Raw genomic sequence first — 18,558 nt, forward strand, 5'->3', positions numbered from 1 at the left:
ACGCCTGAGACGCTCAGTCGTTCGAGGCCGCGGCCGAGACGATGTTGATCGTCTTGCGTCCGCGCTTGACGCCGAACTCGACGGCGCCGGCCGCCTTGGCGAACAGCGTGTCATCGCCACCTCGACCCACGTTGACGCCGGGGTGGAAGTGCGTGCCGCGCTGGCGGACCAGGATCTCGCCGGCCTTGACGACCTGGCCGCCGAACCGCTTGACGCCCAGTCGCTGGGAGTTCGAGTCGCGGCCGTTACGTGAGCTGGAAGCGCCCTTCTTGTGTGCCATGTTCTGTTCGCCTCCCGCTACTTGATGCCGGTGACCTTCAGGACCGTCAACTGCTGACGGTGGCCCTGACGCTTGTGGTAGCCGGTCTTGTTCTTGAACTTGTGGATACGGATCTTGGGGCCCTTGGTGTGCTCGAGAACCTCGCCGGTGACGGCGACCTTGGCCAGCGCGGCGGCCTCGGCGGTCACCTTGGCGCCATCGACGACCAGTGCGACCGGCAGCGACACCTTCGCGCCCGGCTCGGAGTCGAGCTTCTCGACCTTGACAATGTCCCCGACGGCGACTTTGTACTGCTTACCGCCTGTTTTGACGATTGCGTAGGTCGCCATGGTCTCGTCTACCTCATCTTCTGGTTCTGCTGGTTCTTGCTGGTCTTGCGGGCGCCGCGCAGCCTGAGCGTGCGCGGGCTGGTGTGGGAGTGTCGGCCAAAGCCCGGTGGACGGGCCTGTCGACAACTGGTCAAGGGTACGTGACCAGCGGCTACAGGGTCAAACCGGCCTGTCGCAGGGCCATCGGCATCAATGAGTGGGCGGGCCGGCCGGTCTGGCCGCGGCCCGACGCCGCCGCGGTCGCTCCGCCGTCACCGCGGCGACCTCGTGCCCGGCGGAAACCGGGTCGTCGTCATCGGTGTCGTCGTCATCGGTGTCGTCGTCATCGTCGTCATCGTCGTCATCGGAGTCGTCGTCGTCATCGTCGTCATCGTCGTCATCGTCGTCATCGTCGTCATCGTCGTCATCGTCGTCATCGGTGTCGTCGGTGTCGTCGGTGTCGTCCAGCTCATCGTCGTCGTCGAGGTCCTCGTCGTCGAGGTCGACTTCGTCGGTGTCGTCGTCCTCGTCGTCGCTGTCCTCGTCGTCGCTGTCCTCGTCGTCGCTGTCCTCGTCGTCGAAGTCGTCATCGTCGAGGTCTTCTTCGGCTGTCTCTCGGGCGACCTGCTCCTGGGTCTCGGCGTCGGCCTCCGCGGCGTCCGATCCGACGAGCGTCTCGTCGACGTCCTCGGCGTGCGCAGACTCGTCGCCGCCCTCGGTGTCGTCGTCCTCGTGGCGACCGTTGGCCGCGGCCATGGCCTTGAACATCGGGTGCTCGCCGGGTGTATGGACCGGCACCGAGGCGACCGGCTGTTCCTCGGCCTTGCCCTTCTTCGAGCGCCGGCCCCGCCTGCCGCCGGACTCGGATTTCCGACCGATGGTTGGCGCGGAATCGACCGGGTCGGCATGCAGCATGATGCCGCGACCGCTGCAGTGCGGACATGTCGTGGAGAATGCTTCGACCAGTCCGGTGCCGAGCTTCTTGCGGGTCAACTGCACCAAGCCCAGCGAGGTCACCTCGGACACCTGGTGGCGGGTGCGGTCGCGGGCCAGCGCCTCGGTCAACCGGCGCAGCACCAGGTCGCGGTTGGACTCCAGGACCATGTCGATGAAGTCGATGACGATCATCCCGCCGATGTCGCGCAGCCGCAGTTGACGCACCGTCTCCTCGGCGGCCTCGAGATTGTTCTTGGTGACCGTCTGCTCGAGGTTGCCGCCGGATCCGGTGAACTTGCCGGTGTTGACGTCGACGATGGTCATCGCCTCGGTCCGGTCGATCACCAGGGTGCCACCGGAGGGCAGCCAGACCTTGCGGTCCATCGCCTTGGCCAGCTGCTCGTCGATGCGGTGCACCGCGAACACGTCGGGACCGTCTTCAGCGGGCGGCTCGTATTTGTTGAGCTTCGAAACCAGCTCCGGCGCAACCGAACTCACGTACTCGTTGATGGTGGTCCAGGCGTCGTCGCCGGAGACGATCAACTTGCCGAAGTCTTCGTTGAACAGGTCGCGGATGACCTTGACCAGGACGTCGGGCTCTTCGTAGAGCGCCACCGCGGCGCCGGCCGCCTTCTCCTTGGTCTCCTGCGCGCGCTCGGCGATCTCCGTCCACCGCTCCTGCAGCCGGTTGACGTCGGCGCGGATGTCGTCTTCCTTGACGCCTTCCGACGCGGTGCGGATGATCACGCCGGCGTCCGACGGCACGACTTCGCGCAGGATCTCCTTGAGCCGCTGGCGTTCGGTGTCGGGCAGTTTGCGGCTGATTCCGGTGGACGACGCCCCCGGCACGTACACCAGGTAGCGCCCGGCGAGTGACACCTGGGTGGTCAGCCGGGCGCCCTTGTGCCCGACCGGATCCTTGCTGACCTGCACCACGACGTAGTCGCCGGGCTTGAGGGCCTGCTCGATCTTGCGGTTGGACCCGCCCAGGCCGGCGGCCTCCCAGTTCACCTCTCCGGCGTACAGCACGCCGTTGCGGCCGCGACCGATGTCGACGAACGCGGCCTCCATCGAGGGCAGCACGTTCTGCACGATGCCCAGGTAGATGTTGCCGACCAGCGAGGCCGATGCCGCGCTGGTGACGAAGTGCTCAACCACGATGCCGTCCTCCAGGACGGCGATCTGGGTGTACCGGCTGCCGGGATGCGGCGGCTCGGTGCGGACCTTGTCGCGCACCACCATCACCCGCTCGACGGCTTCGCGGCGGGCCAGGAACTCGGCCTCGGTCAGCACCGGCGGTCGGCGCCGCCCCGCGTCGCGACCGTCGCGGCGGCGTTGCCGTTTGGCTTCCAGGCGCGTGGATCCGTCGATGCCCTGAATCTCGGAGTTGCCGGAGTCAGACTTCTTGTTGGCCCGCGGTGCCCGCTCGTGCACCACGGTGTTCGGGGGGTCGTCTGGCGACGGGCTGTCCTCGTTGTCGTCGCCCGACCCAGACTTGCGGCGCCGGCGGCGACGGCGCCGCTTGGTGGTGCCGTCCCCCGAGCCGTTCTCGTCGTCGCCGGTGTCCGAGTCGTCGGCGTCATCGTCGTCGTCGGGGTCGTCGTCGGTGTTGTCCGCCGACCCGGCGTCCTGCGTGCCGTCGTCGCCGGCCTCGCCCTTGTCGGCGCCGTTCTGCTCGCCGCGGCCGCGGCCCCGCCCTCGCCGCCCGCGGCGTCGCCGCCGGTTGGCCGGGCGTTCGGACTGCTCGTCGTCGCCCTCGAAGTCCTCGCCGTCATCGTCGTCGGAGTCGTCGGAGTCGTCGGCGTCGGCGTCGGCGGTGTCGTCTGGCACCTCGACCCGCGCGACCGGCTGCGGCGCGACGAACAGCGGCATGTACTCGGGTCGATCGGTTGGGGTGTCCGGAGTTTCCAGCATCAGCCGCGACTCGGGTTCGTCCGCCTCGACGGCGCCGTCCGCCTGGCTGGCGCCGACCGGCGTGGCGACCGCGGTCGCGCTGGCCAGCAGGTCTCGTACCCGGACCGCGTCCACGCGCTCCACAGTCGAATGGGCGCTGCGGATTCGACCGTCAAGCTCGGTCAGCGCGTCGAGCACCTGCCTGCTCGTCGTCCCCAGCGCTCGGGCCAGGGAATGGACCCTGAGCCGTTCTGGCAGCTCCTCGTGCTGCGACGAGTGTTCCGAAACCTCTGAGAATGAGCCACCGTCTGTCACGTATTCTCCTCAAGCCCCCGGGCGCGTCCTGTTGACGCGGCCACGCGAGGGCTTCGCTATGCGCCCGGGTCGCTTTCTCCCGGACTTGTGATGGTCTTGCCCCGAGCGGTTCGAGTCGAACGCACTTGGTGCCGGTCTGAATGATGGCTGGACGGTCGGCGCCGCATCGTGATCCTTGGCGGGTCGCGGTGGTCGCGCTTGTCTAAGTCTTCATTCGGGCGCCTGTCGACGTTCCTAACCCGGTCCGGCGACGTTCACCCGATTATCAGTATCCCATATCGATGTACCGGGTCGGACCAAGTGCACCGACCCGTTACTAAGCCTTGCCGAACCAGAGTCCAATTTCGCGTTCGGCCGACTCGGTCGAATCAGAGCCGTGCACCAGGTTGAACTGCGTTTCCAGGCCGAAATCGCCGCGAATCGTGCCCGGCGTGGCCTTCTCCACCGGGTCGGTCCCGCCAACGAGTTGGCGCAGCGCGGTGACGGCCCGCGGGCCCTCGATCACGGCTGCGACCAGGGGTCCCGACGTGATGAACTCCAGCAGGGAGCCGAAGAACGGCTTCCCGTCGTGTTCGGCGTAGTGCTGGCGGGCCAGCTCGTCACTCACGATCCGCAGTTCCAGCGCCGACACCGTCAGGCCTTTGCGCTCGATGCGGCCGATGATCTCGCCCACCAGGCGTCGCTCGACCCCGTCGGGCTTGATCAACAGCAGGGTCCGCTCAGTCATTTGAGCCGCTCCTCTTCATCGCTGCGCTCTGCATCGTCGCCGACTCGGTCATTTGAGCCGCTCCTCTTCATCGCTGCGCTCTGCATCGTCGCCGACTCGGTCATTTGAGCCGCTCCTCTTCATCGCTGCGCTCTGCATCGTCGCCGACTCGGTCATTTGAGCCGCTCCTCTTCATCGCTGCGCTCTGCATCGTCGCCGACTCGTTACCGCTCGTCACGGCGCACAGCGTACAGAACCACCTCGCCACTTTCCCGGCAGCGGATCAGTCCGGCGGGCCGTCCTGGCCCGGGAGCAGCCCGTATCTCTCCCGGCGGAGGACCTCGGAACGGACGTAGGCGATCAGTGCCCAAACCCCGGCGAATATCAGGCCGATGACGCCCACTCCCGGGTAAATCGCGAAGCCGGCGATCGCAACCAACTGCACGGCGAGATCGGCCCAGATGGCCCACGACCGGCCCTGCAGGCCGGCGAGCACGATCAGGATCGCGGTCAATCCCAGCAGGTAGACCAGCGCAACCGCGTTCAATCCGCCGCCGACAGCGCCGACCACCGGCAACGCCAGCAGCACGACGATCGCCTCCAAGATCAGCGTGCCGGCCGTGACGCCGCGAAAGCTCTTCCACGGGTCGGACCTCGCCGGCCCGGGCGTCGGTTCTTGCGGCGTCATTCGGGATCACGACCGAACAGCGTGCGCGCCGCGCCGGCGGTCACCACCGAACCGGTGATCACGATGCCGGTCCCGGCGAACGAGTCGTCTTCGGCATCGGCATCGTCCACCAGGGCGGTCGCAGCGTCGATGGCGTCCCGCAGGTTCTCGGCGGTGAAGACCCGGTCGGGCCCGAACCACTGCTGCGCGATCAACGCCAGCGACTCGACGTCCAAAGCGCGCGGGGATCCGTTGTGAGTGAGCACGATTTGGTCGAACACCGGCTCGAGCGAGGCCAGGATGCCGCTGGCGTCCTTGTCGGCCAGCACCGCAACGACGCCGACCAGGAACCGGAAGTCGAATTCCTCGGTCAGCGACTGCGCCAGCGCTGCCGCGCCCGCCGGGTTGTGTGCGGCATCGACGAATACCGTTGGGGCACTGCGCATCCGCTCCAAGCGCCCGGGGCTGGTCACCGCAGCGAATCCGGCCCGGACGGTGTCGATGTCGAGTTGACGATCCTTGCCCGCGCCGAAGAACGCCTCGACCGCGGCCAGCGCGATGGCCGCGTTGTGGGCTTGATGCTCGCCGTGCAGCGGCAGGAACACGTCCGAGTACACCCCGCCCAGGCCCTGCAGTTGCAGCACTTGACCGCCGACGGCGATCTGGCGGCCCAGCACGGCGAATTCGGAGTCTTCGCGGGCGACCGCGGCGTCGGCGCGCACGGCTTGGGCCAGCACCGCCTCCATCGCCTCGGGCACCTGTCGACCGATGACCGCGACCGTGTCGGGAGCGCCGTCCTCGGCTTTGTGGATGATGCCGGCCTTTTCGGCGGCGATGCCGGCGACGTCCTCGCCGAGGTATTCGACATGGTCGACGCTGATCGGGGTGATCACCGCGACCGGTGCGTTGATCACGTTGGTCGCGTCCCAGCGGCCGCCCAGGCCCACCTCGACGATCGCCACCTCGACCGGCGCGTCGGCGAACGCCGCAAACGCCATGGCGGTCAGCACCTCGAACTTGCTCATCGCCGGGCCGCCCGCCTCCTGCGACTGCTGATCGACCATCTGCACGAACGGCTCGAGTTCGGCGTACGTCGCGACGTAGCGGGCCGGGCTGATCGGTCGTCCGTCGATCGTGATGCGCTCGACCGCCGACTGCAAATGCGGACTGGTGGTGCGCCCGGTGCGCCGATGGAAAGCGGTCAGCAGCGCATCGACCATCCGGGACACCGACGTCTTCCCGTTGGTGCCGGCGATATGGATCGACGGGTAGCTGCGCTGCGGCGAGCCCAGCAGATCCATCAGCGCGGAAATGCGGGTGAGGCTCGGCTCGATCTTGGTTTCCGGCCAGCGCTGATCGAGCAGATGCTCGACTTGCAGCAGTGCCGCGATCTCGTCAGGCGTCGGAACCTCGCCGATGACCGGGTCGTCGTCCGGGTCCAGCGTCACTGCAACCCGGCCAACCTGGCCGTGATCCGGTCGGCTTCCTCGCGCGCGACCCGCTGCCGCTCTCGCTGCTTGTCGACGACGGCCTCCGGCGCCTTCGCCATGAAGTCCGCGTTGCCCAATTTCGCTGTGGTCGAGGCCAATTCCTTCTGCGCGGCGGCCAGATCCTTCTCCAGTCGGCGGCGCTCGGCGGCGACGTCGATGGTGCCCGAGGTGTCCAATTCGACGACGACGATGCCGCCCTTCAGGCCGACCTCCAGCGACGCCGACGCGCCGAAATCCGGTCCGGGCTCGGTCAACCAGGCCAGTGAGGTGACGGCGCCCACCTGAGTGATCAGGTCGGCGCTGTCGAGCCCGGACAGCCGGGCAGGCACCTTCTGCCGATCGGCCAGCCCCTGGTCGCTGCGGAACCGGCGGATTTCGGTCACCAGCCTCTGCATATCGGTGATCCGTTGTGCGGCAACCGCATTGACGTCGACTCCGGAGGGACCGGGCCAGTCGGCGATCACCAGCGACTCCCCCGACGTCAACGCCTGCCACAGCGCCTCGCTGACGAACGGGATCACCGGGTGCAGCAGCCGCAGCAGGGTGTCCAGCGCGGTGGCCAGCACGGCGGTGGTATGCGACAGACCGTCGGCAACCTGCGCTTTGGCCAGTTCGAGGTACCAGTCGCAGAACTCGTCCCAGGTGAAGTGGTAGAGACTTTCACACGCGCGGCTGAACTCGTAAGAGTCGAAGGCCGAATCAACTTCGGCGCGAACCTCTTCCAGCCGGCCCAGAATCCATCGGTCGGCGTCGGTCAGCTCGTCGGGTGGCGGCAACGGGCTCAGCGCCGCGCCGTTCATCAACGCAAATCTGGTGGCGTTGAACAACTTCGTGACAAAGTTACGCGACGCCCGGACATGATCTTCGCCGACGCTGAGGTCGCTGCCGGGGCTGGAGCCGCGGGCCAGGGTGAACCGCAGCGCATCCGCGCCGTAGAGGTCCAGCCAGTCCAGCGGATCGATGACGTTGCCCTTGGACTTGCTCATCTTTCGCCCGGACTCGTCGCGAATCAGCCCGTGCAGGAACACGTCGGTGAACGGCACCTGCGGGCCCCGCCGGCCGCCGAGCGTGATGACGTCGTCGCCGCCGACGAACGTCCCGAACATCATCATCCGGGCCACCCAGAAGAACAAGATGTCGTAGCCGGTCACCAGAACGCTTGTCGGGTAGAACTTTTCCAGCTCCGGCGTCGTCTCGGGCCAACCCAGGGTGGAGAACGGCCACAGCGCCGAGGAGAACCAGGTGTCCAGGACGTCGGGATCCTGCTCCCAACCTTCGGGTGGCGTCTCGTCGGGGCCGACGCAGACCTGCTGACCGTCCGGCCCGTACCAGATCGGGATGCGGTGACCCCACCACAGCTGGCGGGAAATGCACCAGTCGTGCATGTCGTCGACCCAGGCGAACCAGCGCGGCTCCAGGCTGGCCGGGTGAATCACGGTGTCGCCGTTGCGAACCGCGTCGCCGGCCGCCTTCGCCAGCGATTCCACCCGCACCCACCACTGCAGCGACAGCCGCGGTTCGATCGGCTCGCCGCTGCGTTCGGAGTGCCCGACGCTGTGCAGATACGGACGCTTCTCCGCGACAACGCGACCCTCGGCCGCCAGAGCCTCGCGCACCGCGACGCGGGCCTCGAAGCGGTCCATGCCGTCGAATTGTGTTCCGGTGCCGGCGATCCGGCCTTTGGTGTCCATGATCGTCGGCATGTCCAACTGGTGGCGCAACCCGATCTCGAAGTCGTTCGGGTCGTGCGCCGGCGTGACTTTGACTGCGCCGGTGCCGAATTCGGGGTCGACGTGGTCGTCGGCGACGATGGTGATCTGGCGGTCCAGGAAAGGATGCGGCAGCGTGGCGCCGACCAGTGCGCGGTAACGCTGGTCGTCGGGATGCACGGCGATCGCGGTGTCGCCCAGCATCGTCTCCACCCGGGTGGTGGCCACCACGATGTGCGGCTCGGAGTCGTCGAGTGACCCGTACCGGAACGAGACGAGCTCACCCTCGACGTCCTCGTAGCGGACCTCGAGATCCGAGATCGCCGTCTCCAGCACCGGTGACCAGTTGACCAGCCGCTCGGCCTGATAAATCAGACCCGCGTCGTAGAGCCGCTTGAAGATGGTGCGCACCGCCCGGGACAGGCCGTCGTCCATGGTGAACCGCTCGCGGTCCCAGGCGACGCCGTCGCCGAGCCGGCGCATCTGACCGCCGATCGCGCCGCCCGATTCGCGCTTCCAGTCCCACACCTTGTCGATGAACAGCTCGCGGCCGAAGTCTTCTTTGGTCTTGCCGTCGACGGCGAGCTGCTTTTCCACCACGCTCTGGGTGGCGATACCCGCGTGGTCCATGCCGGGTTGCCACAGCACCTCGTAACCCTGCATGCGCTTGCGACGGGTCAGCGCGTCCATCATGGTGTGCTCCAGCGCGTGGCCCATGTGCAGGCTGCCGGTCACGTTCGGCGGCGGCAGCACGACCGAATACCCGGGCTTGGTGCTGGCCGGATCGGCGGTGAAATAGCCGGCATCGAGCCAGCGCTGATAGATCGCGCCTTCGGCCGCGCCCGGATCCCACGCCTTGGGCAGGTCTTCAGCCCGCTTGTCAGCGGTGCGTTCTGGGCTGGCGGTCACCCGTCAAGTCTAGAAAGCGCCGACGGCCGCTACGAACACCGCCCACCGCGGAGCGGTACGAACAGCTGGGTTTACTTCTTGCCGCCCAGCAATCCGCCGAGGATGTCGCCGGCCTTGGAGCCCAGCGCGTTGCCCAGCACGGTGCCCAGCGACTTGTTGCCGCCCATCCCGCCGAGGATGCTGCCCAGCACGTCGTTGAGCGCGCCGCCGGACGCCGCCTGCGTCGCGGGAGCTTCGCTCTTGCCGGTCAACTGCTTTCCGATGTAGGCCAGCACGATCGGCGCCAGGATCGGCAGCAGTTGCTTGAGCAGATCGCTGTTGCCGCCGCCGCCGCTGGCGAGCGCGTTGGCGACCTGGGTGGCGTCGTTGCCGCCGAAGATCCTCGCGATCGCCTGCTGGCCCTCTTGCTCGTCGACCTGGTCGACGCTCACGCCGCCGTCGAGCAGGCCGGCGTGGCTGTCGGCGGCGGATTCGATCTTGCTGGCGTGCTCGGGGTCCTGCGCGTTCTCGTGCAAGCCACCCACGAGGACCGGCACCAGTAGATGAACCGCCTTGTTGACTTCGGCTTCGTCGACGCCGATCTTGCTGGCGATGTCGGTTGTGGGAATCTGCGCGAAAAGATCTTCAAGGCCAGACATGGACCCGTCCACCTAACGTTGCTGGGATGGTGTGATTCTGAGTTGACACTAGCCCAGCTGATCTTGTCCGAACAGCTATTCTTCGACAGCAGATCAATTGCGCGCCGGGCGTCTTATCGCGGCATCAGCCGCGCGGTTTCCAGCGACACTTCGGCGGCCGGGAAGCGCGCCAACAGGGCGTCGCCCATCGCCGCCGCCGGCGTCAGTACGCCGTGCAGGTCCGAGAGCGCAGTGCGGTCCAACGCCAGTGCCAGACCGCTTTCGCCCAACAGCACCGCGGTGGCTTTGTAGCCGGGGTCGCCGCTCTGGGCGATGGTCGCGACGTAGCGGGCGCCGGACGTCGTCGTGGTGTAGGTCTCGGCTTTGTAGAAGCCTTTCTCGCGAACGGCTTCGCTGGGGCCGGTGCCGGGCTTGGGCATCACCCGGTCGACCAGCTTGCGCGGCAACAGCCGGAAGTAGCGGCTACCCAACGTGAACACCGCATTGCCGATTCCGTTGACGACCGCTGAAGCCACCGGAGCGATCGCGGAGGACCCCACGCTCATGTGCTCGTTGTACTGGAACCGCCTGCCGTACGCGTAGTCCTGTAATGCGTTGCTGCGTCGGACGATTCGCGTGTTCGACGGCCCCATGACGAACCCGGCCGTGTACAGACCGGTGAGTTCCGGGGCGATCTGCCCGCCACGGCGACGGCGCAGGTCGGGTTGGGCGCCGAGTTCGGGTTCGGCGCCGCGGTCGGGACTGAGCGTGTAGGGGTCGGCGAATTGGCGACGCACGTCGCCGTTCTTCGACGTGGAGTCGAGCACCTCCAGCATCGAAGCCACCGTGCCACCGGAGAACCCACCGGCGAACGAGCGGACCACGAAGTCGGTGCCCAGAAGTTCGCCGGCGCCGTCTTCGAGCGCCCTGCGATACAGCGCGTAGACCGTGAGATCCGAAGGAATGGAGTCGAATCCGCACGCGTGCACGATGCGTGCACCGGTATCGATGGCTTGTTTGTGGTAGAGGTCGATGCTCTCGCGGATGAACGGCGGCTCGCCGGTCAGGTCGGCGTAATCGGTCCCCGCCGCCGCGCAGGCAGCGACCAGCGGCAGGCCGTAGCGGCTGTAGGGACCGACCGTGGTGACGACGACCTGCGTCTGTGCGGCCATCGCATTCAGCGTCGACGGCGAGGAGGCGTCCGCCTGCAGGACCGGCCATGACTGCGCGGACTCCCCCAGCGTGTCGCGAATCGCCTTCAGCCGGTCGGTCGAGCGGCCGGCCAGCGCGATGCGCGCCGTGCCGCCGGCCCGGGCCAGATATTGGGCGGTGAGCTTGCCCACGAAGCCGGTGGCCCCGTACAGAACGATGTCGTACTCGCGTGTTGCAGTCACGGGCGCGACGGTACTCCGAGCAGCTCCGGCAATTCGGCGCTCTCCCCCAGCACGTGCTCAGCCAGGAACGCGAACACCACCCCGTACCAGATCTTGGCGTGCTGCGGTGCGAGGACCCAGTGGTCTTCGGACGGGAAGTACAGGAAGCGGTGCGGACTGCTGCCGTCCTCGCCGGCCGGCAACGCTGACGAGGCGAGCAGTTCGTACCACAGCCGCAGGCCCTCGCCGATCGGCACGCGGTAATCCCTGTCGCCGTGGATCACCAGCATCGGGGTGCTGATGTCGGCGACGAAGTGGTGGGGTGAGTGTGCGGCGGTCATCTGCGGCGTCATCTCGCGGCGCCAGTAGTACGCCGTGTCGGTGGTCGGGCCGAACTGGTCGAGCGCCCACAGGCTGGCGTGGGTCACGATCGCGGCGAAACGGTTGGTGTGACCGGCAATCCAGTTGGCCATATATCCGCCGAACGAGCCGCCCATCGCCGCGGTGCGGGTCGCGTCGATGCGCGGATGCTCGCACGCCGCATCGGTGGCGGCCATCAGGTCGTCGAACGGCGATCCACCCCACGCACCCCAGCCGCGCTGGATGAAGTCCTGCCCGTAACCGGTGGACAGCGCCGGATCGGGTAGCAGCACCGCGTAGCCCTTGGCGGCCATCAGCCACGGGTTCCATCGCCAGGCCCAGCTGTTCCAGCTGCCCAGCGGACCGCCGTGAATCCACAGCAGCAGCGGCGCCGGCGCCTGGTCTTCGGGCAGCACCAACCACGACCGCACCGTCGTCCCGTCCGCGGTCAGCGTGCTCACATCGGTCAATGTCCCTGGCAGCGTGGGCAACTCGATGCAGGGCAGCACCGTGACCGCGCCGCCGGGATCGATGCGCACCGGGTGTGGCGGCGCGGCGTAAGAGCTGCGCAGTGCGTACAGCACGCCCTCCGGGACGACGACGACATCGGTGTAGCAGAAGTCGTCGTCGGTGACCTGACTGACTCTGGAGGTCGACACCTCGACGGCGAATATCGGTGCGCGCCCGTTCTGGTCGGCCGTGACCACCAGCGATGCGCCGTCGCTGGACCAGGTCAGCGAGGCCGGCCGGCGATCCCAGTTTTCGGCGATCGATCGCGGCCGTTCGCCGAACCGTAGGTATTGCAATGTCATTCGCGGGGCGAGGTCCGGGGCGGTGAGGGTGTCGCGGGTATACGCCACCGCCGACCCGTCGGGTGAGATTGCGGGTTGGCCGAGATTGGCGTCGGGATCGTCGGCGATCACGCGGCGCTCCCCGGACGCCAGGTCGATAAGCATCAGCACCGACCGTTGGACGGGCCCGGGCCCGGTGAGTTGCCACGTCGTGACGAGAAAGCTGCCGTCGGCGCTGATGTCGAAATCGACGTCGCCGAAGAAGCCGGCTGTCAGCAGCCCGCCACCAGGGTGCGGCGTCAGATCGCGGAGGCCGTTCGCGTCGAGCAGGTGAGGTTCGTCGGGGCCGAGGTCGTGATTCCAGAACCGGACGGGATACCCGGTGTGCAGAACAGCGCTCACCGCACCGTCCTTGCGCAGATCGCGCAGCCGCTGATCGTCATCGGCGTCGCGCGCCGCGGGCAGCAACGCCGACGCAATGACGGTCGCGTCGGCCGCCCGGGCGGCGCGCACCGCGTTGACTCCCCCGGGCAGGCTCGCCACCTCGACAGCTTCGCCGCCCCCCGACGGCAGGCGCCAGAGCGCAGCAGGGGGCTTCGTGCCGGCGGTGTTGTGCGGTTGCGGCCTCGACGAGATGAACAGCAGGTCGCCGTCGGCGGTGAACACCGGCGACGAGTCACCGGTGGCGCCACGGGTCAGCCGCCGAGCGGGCTGTCGGCCGGCCGGGTCGAGTTCCCAGACGGCGGTGACGTACTCGGCGCGTTTGTCGTTGAGTTCGGCCACGGTGGTCACCACCCGCGACCCGTCCGCCGACACCGCGAGGCCCGATACCCGCGGCAGCGCCAGGTAGTCGTCGAGGTTGTCGAATGCCGTTGCCGTCATGCGTCGTTGGTAACACAACTCGGCATGACGGGGGTCAGCTGGCCCACACGTCCTCGACGTAGTGGTCGGATTCGACGAGACCGTTCAGCCAGTCGCGGGCCTGTCCGTCGTCAGCACCCGTCCGTGCCCGATAAATCTCGAGAAAGGACCCGCGAACGGCAGGCGCCATCTGCGCGCCGTCCCCGCACACATAGACGTGAGTGTCCTTGGCCGGGTCGCCCAGTAGATCCCACACCTCGTCTGCGTCCGCGGCGATCCGGTCCTGCACGTAGCGGACGCCGTCCTGCGGCGCACGGGAAAAGGCCGGGCGCATCTGCACAATCCCGAGGGCTTCGGCCAGCTCGAACCGGTCTCGGAAGATGTAATCGACCTGCGGGTCACGCACCCCGAAGAAACACAGCGCAGGCTGCACCGGCGCTGCGGCGCGTTGCGAGGCGAGTCGATCACCGAGGAAGCCGAGGAACGGCGCGACTCCGGTGCCGGCGCTGACCAGGATCACGTTCTTTGCCGGATCGGCTCCGGCCCGAAACGCCTGCCGCGCCGGGTCCACCCGCGCCCGGATCACCCGTCCGGGTTGAACGGTCGCGAGGAAATTGGACGCGACACCTTTGAACAGGCCATGACCGGAACGGGCCGGCGCGTCGATCACGCTGACGACCAGCCCTACCACCCGCGGTGACAACAGCGATGACGACGCGATCGAATAGTGCCTCGGCGCCATCGGGTCGAGCAGTTCGAGGAGTTCAGCGCCGGTGAGGACGCACGCCGGGTACTCGGCGAGGCACTCGATCACGCTGAGCGGGCAACCCTCCGGGTCTTCGGCCAGTTCGGTGAGCCGCCGGCGCTCCGGAGGACAATCGTTGGCCGCGGCGAGGCGGCGTAGTTGACTGGGCGTCACGGGTTTTCGAAGTTCGACGAAGTGAGTGAGCAGTTCTCGCGCGCTGACCTCGCGGTCCAACGCGATCAGCCGCCGTGAGCTGCGGCGCGGATTGATCGACAACCTCAGTTCGGGGTCGATGTCCAGCTGAGTCAAGACCGCGTCGACGACCTCGGGTGGGTTGTCGGCGAGCACCGTGAGGTGGTCACCTGTCTGGTAGTCGACACCATCCGGAAGTTGCACGCGGATGTTGTGTTTGGCGTGACCCAATCCATTGTCCGGACTCACCAGTTCGGTGTTCTCGAGGATGGTCATCGGGATCACCGAGGACCGTTCGTCCATCGCCGCCGTCACCGGGCCGACGATCCGGCGCAACTCGTAGAGCGGTTCGTCGGAATCGCTGATCGGCGTGGCGTTGGGGTCGCCGTACCGCTCGGCCAACGCCGACCACAGCGAGCCGGCGAACTCCTCGACCACACCGACCAGATCGCCCGAGGTATCGGCTGATGCCCGCGGGACTAGTCGGTTGGCTTCCAGCTCACCGAGGCGCTCATCGATTCGCTGAGGGATCACCTGGTAGGTGTCGGCCCAGTTGTGGTCACCCACACCGAGAACCGCGACGTTGGGTACCGGGTTCAGTGCGGTGTCCGCATCGAGCAGCCAGGTGAGGAAGGCGCGGGCATCGTCGGTCGGTTGTCCGTTGTAGGAGGACGCGATGATCACGACGGCCTCGGCGTCGGGAAAGCCCCCGACGGCGTCGTCAAGGGGTGACACCGTCACGGTGCAACCCAAAGCCGTTGCATCATCAGCGAATTGGCGGGCAAGGCCGCGGCAGGTGCCGAGGTTCGAACCGTAAAGGATGGCCAACCTGGTGCCGGCTTTCAACGCCGTTGCGGCACAGTCGTTTTCCGCGTTGACGGCCTCGGAGACTGGTGTGCCGATATGGCGATCCTGCGCAGTGCGCCGGAGAAGATCGAGCCGGAATCCGACCGGGCGGCGGCTGTTGGGGTTCTCCCACTGCGGGACATAGTGGTAGGCGTCGATCAGGCGGTAACGATGAACGAGCCGCGCCAGTGCCATCGTCGCCTCATGCAGCGCGAACTGTCTGCCGATGCACGAGCGCGCACCGGTTCCGAAAGGCTTGAACAAGGCGGCCGGCCGGGCCGCCGAACGTTCGGGAGCGAAGCGATCGGGGTCGAAGAATTCGACGTTGTCGCCCCACTGCGGCTGGCGGTGCAATGCGCCGGTCAGCACGGTGACTGCCTCGCCGCGTTTGATCGGATATCTGCCACCTATCACGGTGTCTTCCAAGGCCATTCGATCGAAGCTCAGCACCGGCGGTGACAGCCGCAGCGTTTCCTCGATGACCTGTCGCAGATAGGCCAGCTTGCCGACGTCGTCGTAGCCGGGCAGGTAGTCGTCGTCGGTTCCGAAAACGATGTCGACCTCGGCCTGCGCGCGATGCAGCACCGTCGGATCGCTGACCATGTTGTACAGGGCGTTGGGCATCAGCTCCGATGTGGTGAGCTGGCCGGCGATCAGGAAAGTCATGATCTGGTTGCGAATGTTCTCGGTCTCCAGCACGGGGTTGCCGTCGGAATCCTGTTGCAGCATCAGCGCCAACAGGTCGTCGAACTCGCGGTCACCGGATCGGTGCTCGGCGATGAGGCCGTCGATGAACGCGTGCAAGGTTTTCAGTTCGTCGTTGAACGCCGGCGTTACCGTGCCCGAGCCCAACTCCCCCAGCGCCGTTGTGAAGCTCTGCGGGATCGGGGCCAGGCCCGGGCAGTTGAAAGAGTCGAAGCGCGAACCGAATCCGGCGAGCGCGACGGTATCCATGGCCAGCTTCTGGAGGTCGGTCGACACATCCACCGGCCCGACTCCGGCGCTGAGGTCCCACCGGTCGATCAGCTGGGCGTTGATGTTCAGCATCGCCTCGTGATAAGCGCGCAGACCCGCGTAACTGAAGCCCGGCAACAGGACATCGTGGGCCCGCTGCCAGTTCGGTTCGCCGTGGTAGGCAGTGAACAGGCCGTCGCCCGCCAACGGTCTGACCCTGGCAAGGGTTGCGGTGAGGTTCTTGGCGAACCGGCTCTCGTCGCACAGCTCGGTAACGAGTTCCAGCGAGCACGCGTACAGCTTCCGGAAGCCGCCGTTGAAGTCCGCATAGAACAGCGGACCGTGCAGTTCGCCGAATACGTCTGCCGCCAAAGCGCGGGGGCGGCCGGCAAGCTGGGCCGCGCCGGGCAACGGTCCTTCCGCCGAGGGGATACCGGGAAGATCCGGTGGCGACGACGCGCGGAACTCGGTCACGCGGGCAGCATAGATTTCGGCGCGGCAACTTTGTCGAGATCCGCCGTTGTCGCCCACGCCGCAGGCACAGCGCTCGAACCGTCGCGTTAGTGTGCTGTGTCGGCTTCCGCGAACAGGCCGATCGGAAAGTTGAGCGAATGTGATGACCGCTGCAGAAACGTCGGCGCTGGAATCGCGGGTCGGCCATCACTATCAGATGGACGGCACCTACGTTGTCGGCCGCGAAAAGCTACGCGAGTACGCCCGCGCGGTGCAGGACTACCACCCCGCACACTGGGACGTCGCCGCCGCCCAGAAGCTCGGTTATTCGGACCTGGTCGCGCCGCTGACTTTCACCTCGACCCCGGGCATGACCTGCAACCGCCTGATGTTCGAGCAGGTGGTGGTCGGCTATGACACCTACATGCAGACCGAAGAGGTCTTCGAGCAGCACCGCCCGATCGTGGCCGGCGACGAACTACACGTCGATGTCGAACTGACGTCGGTGCGCCGAATCGCCGGCCGCGACCTGATCACCGTGACCAATACCTTTACCGACACCGCCGGCGAGCGGGTGCACACGCTGCACACCACCGTCGTCGGTCTCACCGCCGAGGACGTCGATCCGGGGATCAAGACGGCAGTGCAGACGATGATGATGCACGACGTGGACCTCTTCGGCATCGGCGAATCCGATTACCACAAGACGGTGCGCCCCGAAGGTGAGGTCCGGATCGCCGAGGACTCAGCCCGGAGGCCGGGCACGCCGTCCTTCGACGACGTGAAGGTCGGCGACGAGCTGGCTGTGCACCAGACCCGGCTGTCCCGCGGCGATCTGGTCAACTACGCCGGCGTGGCCGGCGACGCCAACCCGATTCACTGGGACGAGGGCATCGCCAAACTGGCCGGCCTGCCCGATGTGATCGCCCACGGCATGCTGACCATGGGTTTGGGCGCCGCGTTCGCCTCCGCGTGGTCGGGTGATCCCGGCGCGGTGACCCGCTACGCGGTGCGGCTGTCCTCGCCGGCGATCGTGTCGGCCGCCGACGGCGCCGACATCGAGTTCAGTGGCCGGATCAAGTCGCTGGACCCGGACACCCGCACCGGTGTCGTCATCGTCGGGGCGAAGTCCGACGGCAAGAAGATCTTCGGCCTGGCGACGCTGAACGTCCGCTTCAGCTGACCTGACCGGCCCGGAGACGCCGCACGGCGGTGGTGGGCCGAAGCCCGACCACCGCCGTGAGTTGGCGATTCGTTATCAGCCGCGACGGCCGCAGACCGGCCACGCGCCGATGCCCTGCGAGTGCAGCACGTTCTCGGCCACCCGGATCTGCTCCTCGCGGCTCGCGCCGCTCGGAGAGCCCGAGCCACCGTTGGCACGCCAGGTGCTCGGGGTGAACTGCAGACCACCGGAGTAGCCATTGCCGGTGCTGATGCCCCAGTTGCCACCCGACTCGCACGAGGCGATCGCGTCCCAGTTGACGCTGTACGCCTTGTGCTTGGGCTCCGGCGCCGGTGCATCGTCGGCGGGCGGGGCCGGCGGCGCGGCAGCCTCCGGAGCGGGCGGGGCCTCGGGTGCCGGCGGCGGTGCGTCCGGAGCGGGCGCCGGGGGCGCATCCGGGGCCGGCGGAAGGTCGGCCGGGGCCGGCGGAGCGGGCGGAGCGTCCGGCGCCGGGGCGGGCGGCGCATCCGGCGCGTCCGGAGCGGGCGCGGCGTCCGGAGCGGGCGGCGCGGGCACAAACCCGGCCAGCTCGATCGGGTTCGGCGAGGTGACCCGCTCGTAATCGGCTGAGGCGATCGCGTTCGACAACGTCAGCGGAGTCGTGGCAAGCACACCGGTGATCGCGGCCATGCGAAGCGTCTGGCGGACGTTCTTCAACATCGTTCCTTTCGCGGGTGCGCGCGCCGAAGCAAGCCCAGCGAGCTGAGCTGGTGCCGGTTTTCCGGCGGGTTGATACTTCGAGTCGTGCCGTCTCGTTCAGGCACGACAGCCGGGGCGTGGGCCGACGATCCGGGCTTGAGCCCGGCGGCCGCACGGGGGCGTCATCGCCCTCCGTAGCCCCCGCTCACACGCGGGTCCGTGGATTCGATTCTTTTGCGGCTTTTCGGGCCGAATCGGACGGTACGAGAACGCGTCGCATTCGTCATGTCGC

At 67.5% G+C, this 18,558-nt stretch carries 13 protein-coding genes; 1 reads left to right on the forward strand and 12 read right to left on the reverse strand.

All coding sequences use genetic code 11. From position 1 onward, the window contains the following. Positions 1-13: 13 nt before the first annotated feature. From rpmA to G6N27_RS07595, 11 genes are all read right to left on the reverse strand, one after another. Positions 14-280 carry a 50S ribosomal protein L27 gene (gene rpmA, locus G6N27_RS07545; protein WP_163775777.1) on the reverse strand — a complete coding sequence of 89 codons (267 nt, stop codon included), beginning with the start codon at positions 278-280 and terminating at the stop codon, positions 14-16. A 17-nt stretch (positions 281-297) separates the two neighbouring features. After that, entirely contained in the window at positions 298-609 is a 312-nt protein-coding gene (rplU, locus tag G6N27_RS07550; protein ID WP_163775778.1) for a 50S ribosomal protein L21, read from the reverse strand. Between the two features lie 189 nt (positions 610-798). Continuing rightward, the gene (locus G6N27_RS07555) at positions 799-3,732 is read right to left on the reverse strand and encodes an Rne/Rng family ribonuclease (protein WP_163775779.1); all 2,934 of its coding nucleotides are present in this window, start codon (positions 3,730-3,732) and stop codon (positions 799-801) included. 316 nt (positions 3,733-4,048) lie between these two features. Next, positions 4,049-4,459 (reverse strand): nucleoside-diphosphate kinase, encoded by a 411-nt coding sequence (gene ndk, locus G6N27_RS07560; RefSeq protein ID WP_163775780.1) that lies wholly within the window; start codon positions 4,457-4,459, stop codon positions 4,049-4,051. Between the two features lie 262 nt (positions 4,460-4,721). Further along, positions 4,722-5,126 carry a DUF4233 domain-containing protein gene (locus G6N27_RS07565; protein WP_163775781.1) on the reverse strand — a complete coding sequence of 135 codons (405 nt, stop codon included), beginning with the start codon at positions 5,124-5,126 and terminating at the stop codon, positions 4,722-4,724. Beyond that, positions 5,123-6,553 carry a bifunctional tetrahydrofolate synthase/dihydrofolate synthase gene (gene folC / locus G6N27_RS07570; protein WP_163775782.1) on the reverse strand — a complete coding sequence of 477 codons (1,431 nt, stop codon included), beginning with the start codon at positions 6,551-6,553 and terminating at the stop codon, positions 5,123-5,125. Before folC ends, G6N27_RS07565 begins: the two co-directional genes overlap by 4 nt. Beyond that, positions 6,550-9,213, reverse strand: coding sequence for a valine--tRNA ligase (locus tag G6N27_RS07575; RefSeq protein ID WP_197746527.1), 2,664 nt, complete (start codon positions 9,211-9,213; stop codon positions 6,550-6,552). The genes folC and G6N27_RS07575 overlap by 4 nt, the downstream gene beginning before the upstream one ends. 71 nt (positions 9,214-9,284) lie before the next feature. Then, positions 9,285-9,851: a DUF937 domain-containing protein gene (locus G6N27_RS07580; RefSeq protein ID WP_163775783.1), complete on the reverse strand. Its 567-nt coding sequence runs from the start codon at positions 9,849-9,851 to the stop codon at positions 9,285-9,287. 113 nt (positions 9,852-9,964) lie between these two features. Then, positions 9,965-11,224: a saccharopine dehydrogenase family protein gene (locus tag G6N27_RS07585; protein WP_163775784.1), complete on the reverse strand. Its 1,260-nt coding sequence runs from the start codon at positions 11,222-11,224 to the stop codon at positions 9,965-9,967. Further along, on the reverse strand, positions 11,221-13,236 hold the full coding sequence (locus tag G6N27_RS07590) for a S9 family peptidase (RefSeq protein ID WP_163775785.1): 2,016 nt from the start codon (positions 13,234-13,236) through the stop codon (positions 11,221-11,223). The genes G6N27_RS07585 and G6N27_RS07590 overlap by 4 nt, the downstream gene beginning before the upstream one ends. Positions 13,237-13,270: 34 nt before the next feature. Beyond that, a complete protein-coding gene (locus G6N27_RS07595) occupies positions 13,271-16,426 on the reverse strand; it encodes a cytochrome P450 (RefSeq protein ID WP_163775786.1) in 3,156 nt (1,051 codons plus the stop codon). Between the two features lie 142 nt (positions 16,427-16,568). Here G6N27_RS07595 and G6N27_RS07600 point away from each other — a divergent pair, with 142 nt between their 5' ends. After that, positions 16,569-17,588 carry a fused (3R)-hydroxyacyl-ACP dehydratase subunits HadA/HadB gene (locus tag G6N27_RS07600; RefSeq protein ID WP_163775787.1) on the forward strand — a complete coding sequence of 340 codons (1,020 nt, stop codon included), beginning with the start codon at positions 16,569-16,571 and terminating at the stop codon, positions 17,586-17,588. Positions 17,589-17,663: 75 nt separating this feature from the next. On the opposite strand, the gene G6N27_RS07605 is transcribed toward G6N27_RS07600, so the two are convergent. Continuing rightward, a complete protein-coding gene (locus G6N27_RS07605; RefSeq protein WP_408632614.1) occupies positions 17,664-18,284 on the reverse strand; it encodes a transglycosylase family protein in 621 nt (206 codons plus the stop codon). Positions 18,285-18,558: the final 274 nt, after the last annotated feature.

The organism is Mycobacterium cookii (assembly GCF_010727945.1).
GTDB lineage: Bacteria > Actinomycetota > Actinomycetes > Mycobacteriales > Mycobacteriaceae > Mycobacterium > Mycobacterium cookii.

Excerpts from the sequence above, each read along its gene's own strand:
- G6N27_RS07580 (WP_163775783.1), bottom strand. The coding sequence starts at position 9,851 with ATGTCTGGCCTTGAAGATCTTTTCGCGCAGATTCCCACAACCGACATC.
- ndk (WP_163775780.1), bottom strand. The coding sequence starts at position 4,459 with ATGACTGAGCGGACCCTGCTGTTGATCAAGCCCGACGGGGTCGAGCGA.
- rplU (WP_163775778.1), bottom strand. The coding sequence starts at position 609 with ATGGCGACCTACGCAATCGTCAAAACAGGCGGTAAGCAGTACAAAGTC.
- G6N27_RS07565 (WP_163775781.1), bottom strand. The coding sequence starts at position 5,126 with ATGACGCCGCAAGAACCGACGCCCGGGCCGGCGAGGTCCGACCCGTGG.
- G6N27_RS07600 (WP_163775787.1), top strand. The coding sequence starts at position 16,569 with ATGACCGCTGCAGAAACGTCGGCGCTGGAATCGCGGGTCGGCCATCAC.
- rpmA (WP_163775777.1), bottom strand. The coding sequence starts at position 280 with ATGGCACACAAGAAGGGCGCTTCCAGCTCACGTAACGGCCGCGACTCG.
- G6N27_RS07590 (WP_163775785.1), bottom strand. The coding sequence starts at position 13,236 with ATGACGGCAACGGCATTCGACAACCTCGACGACTACCTGGCGCTGCCG.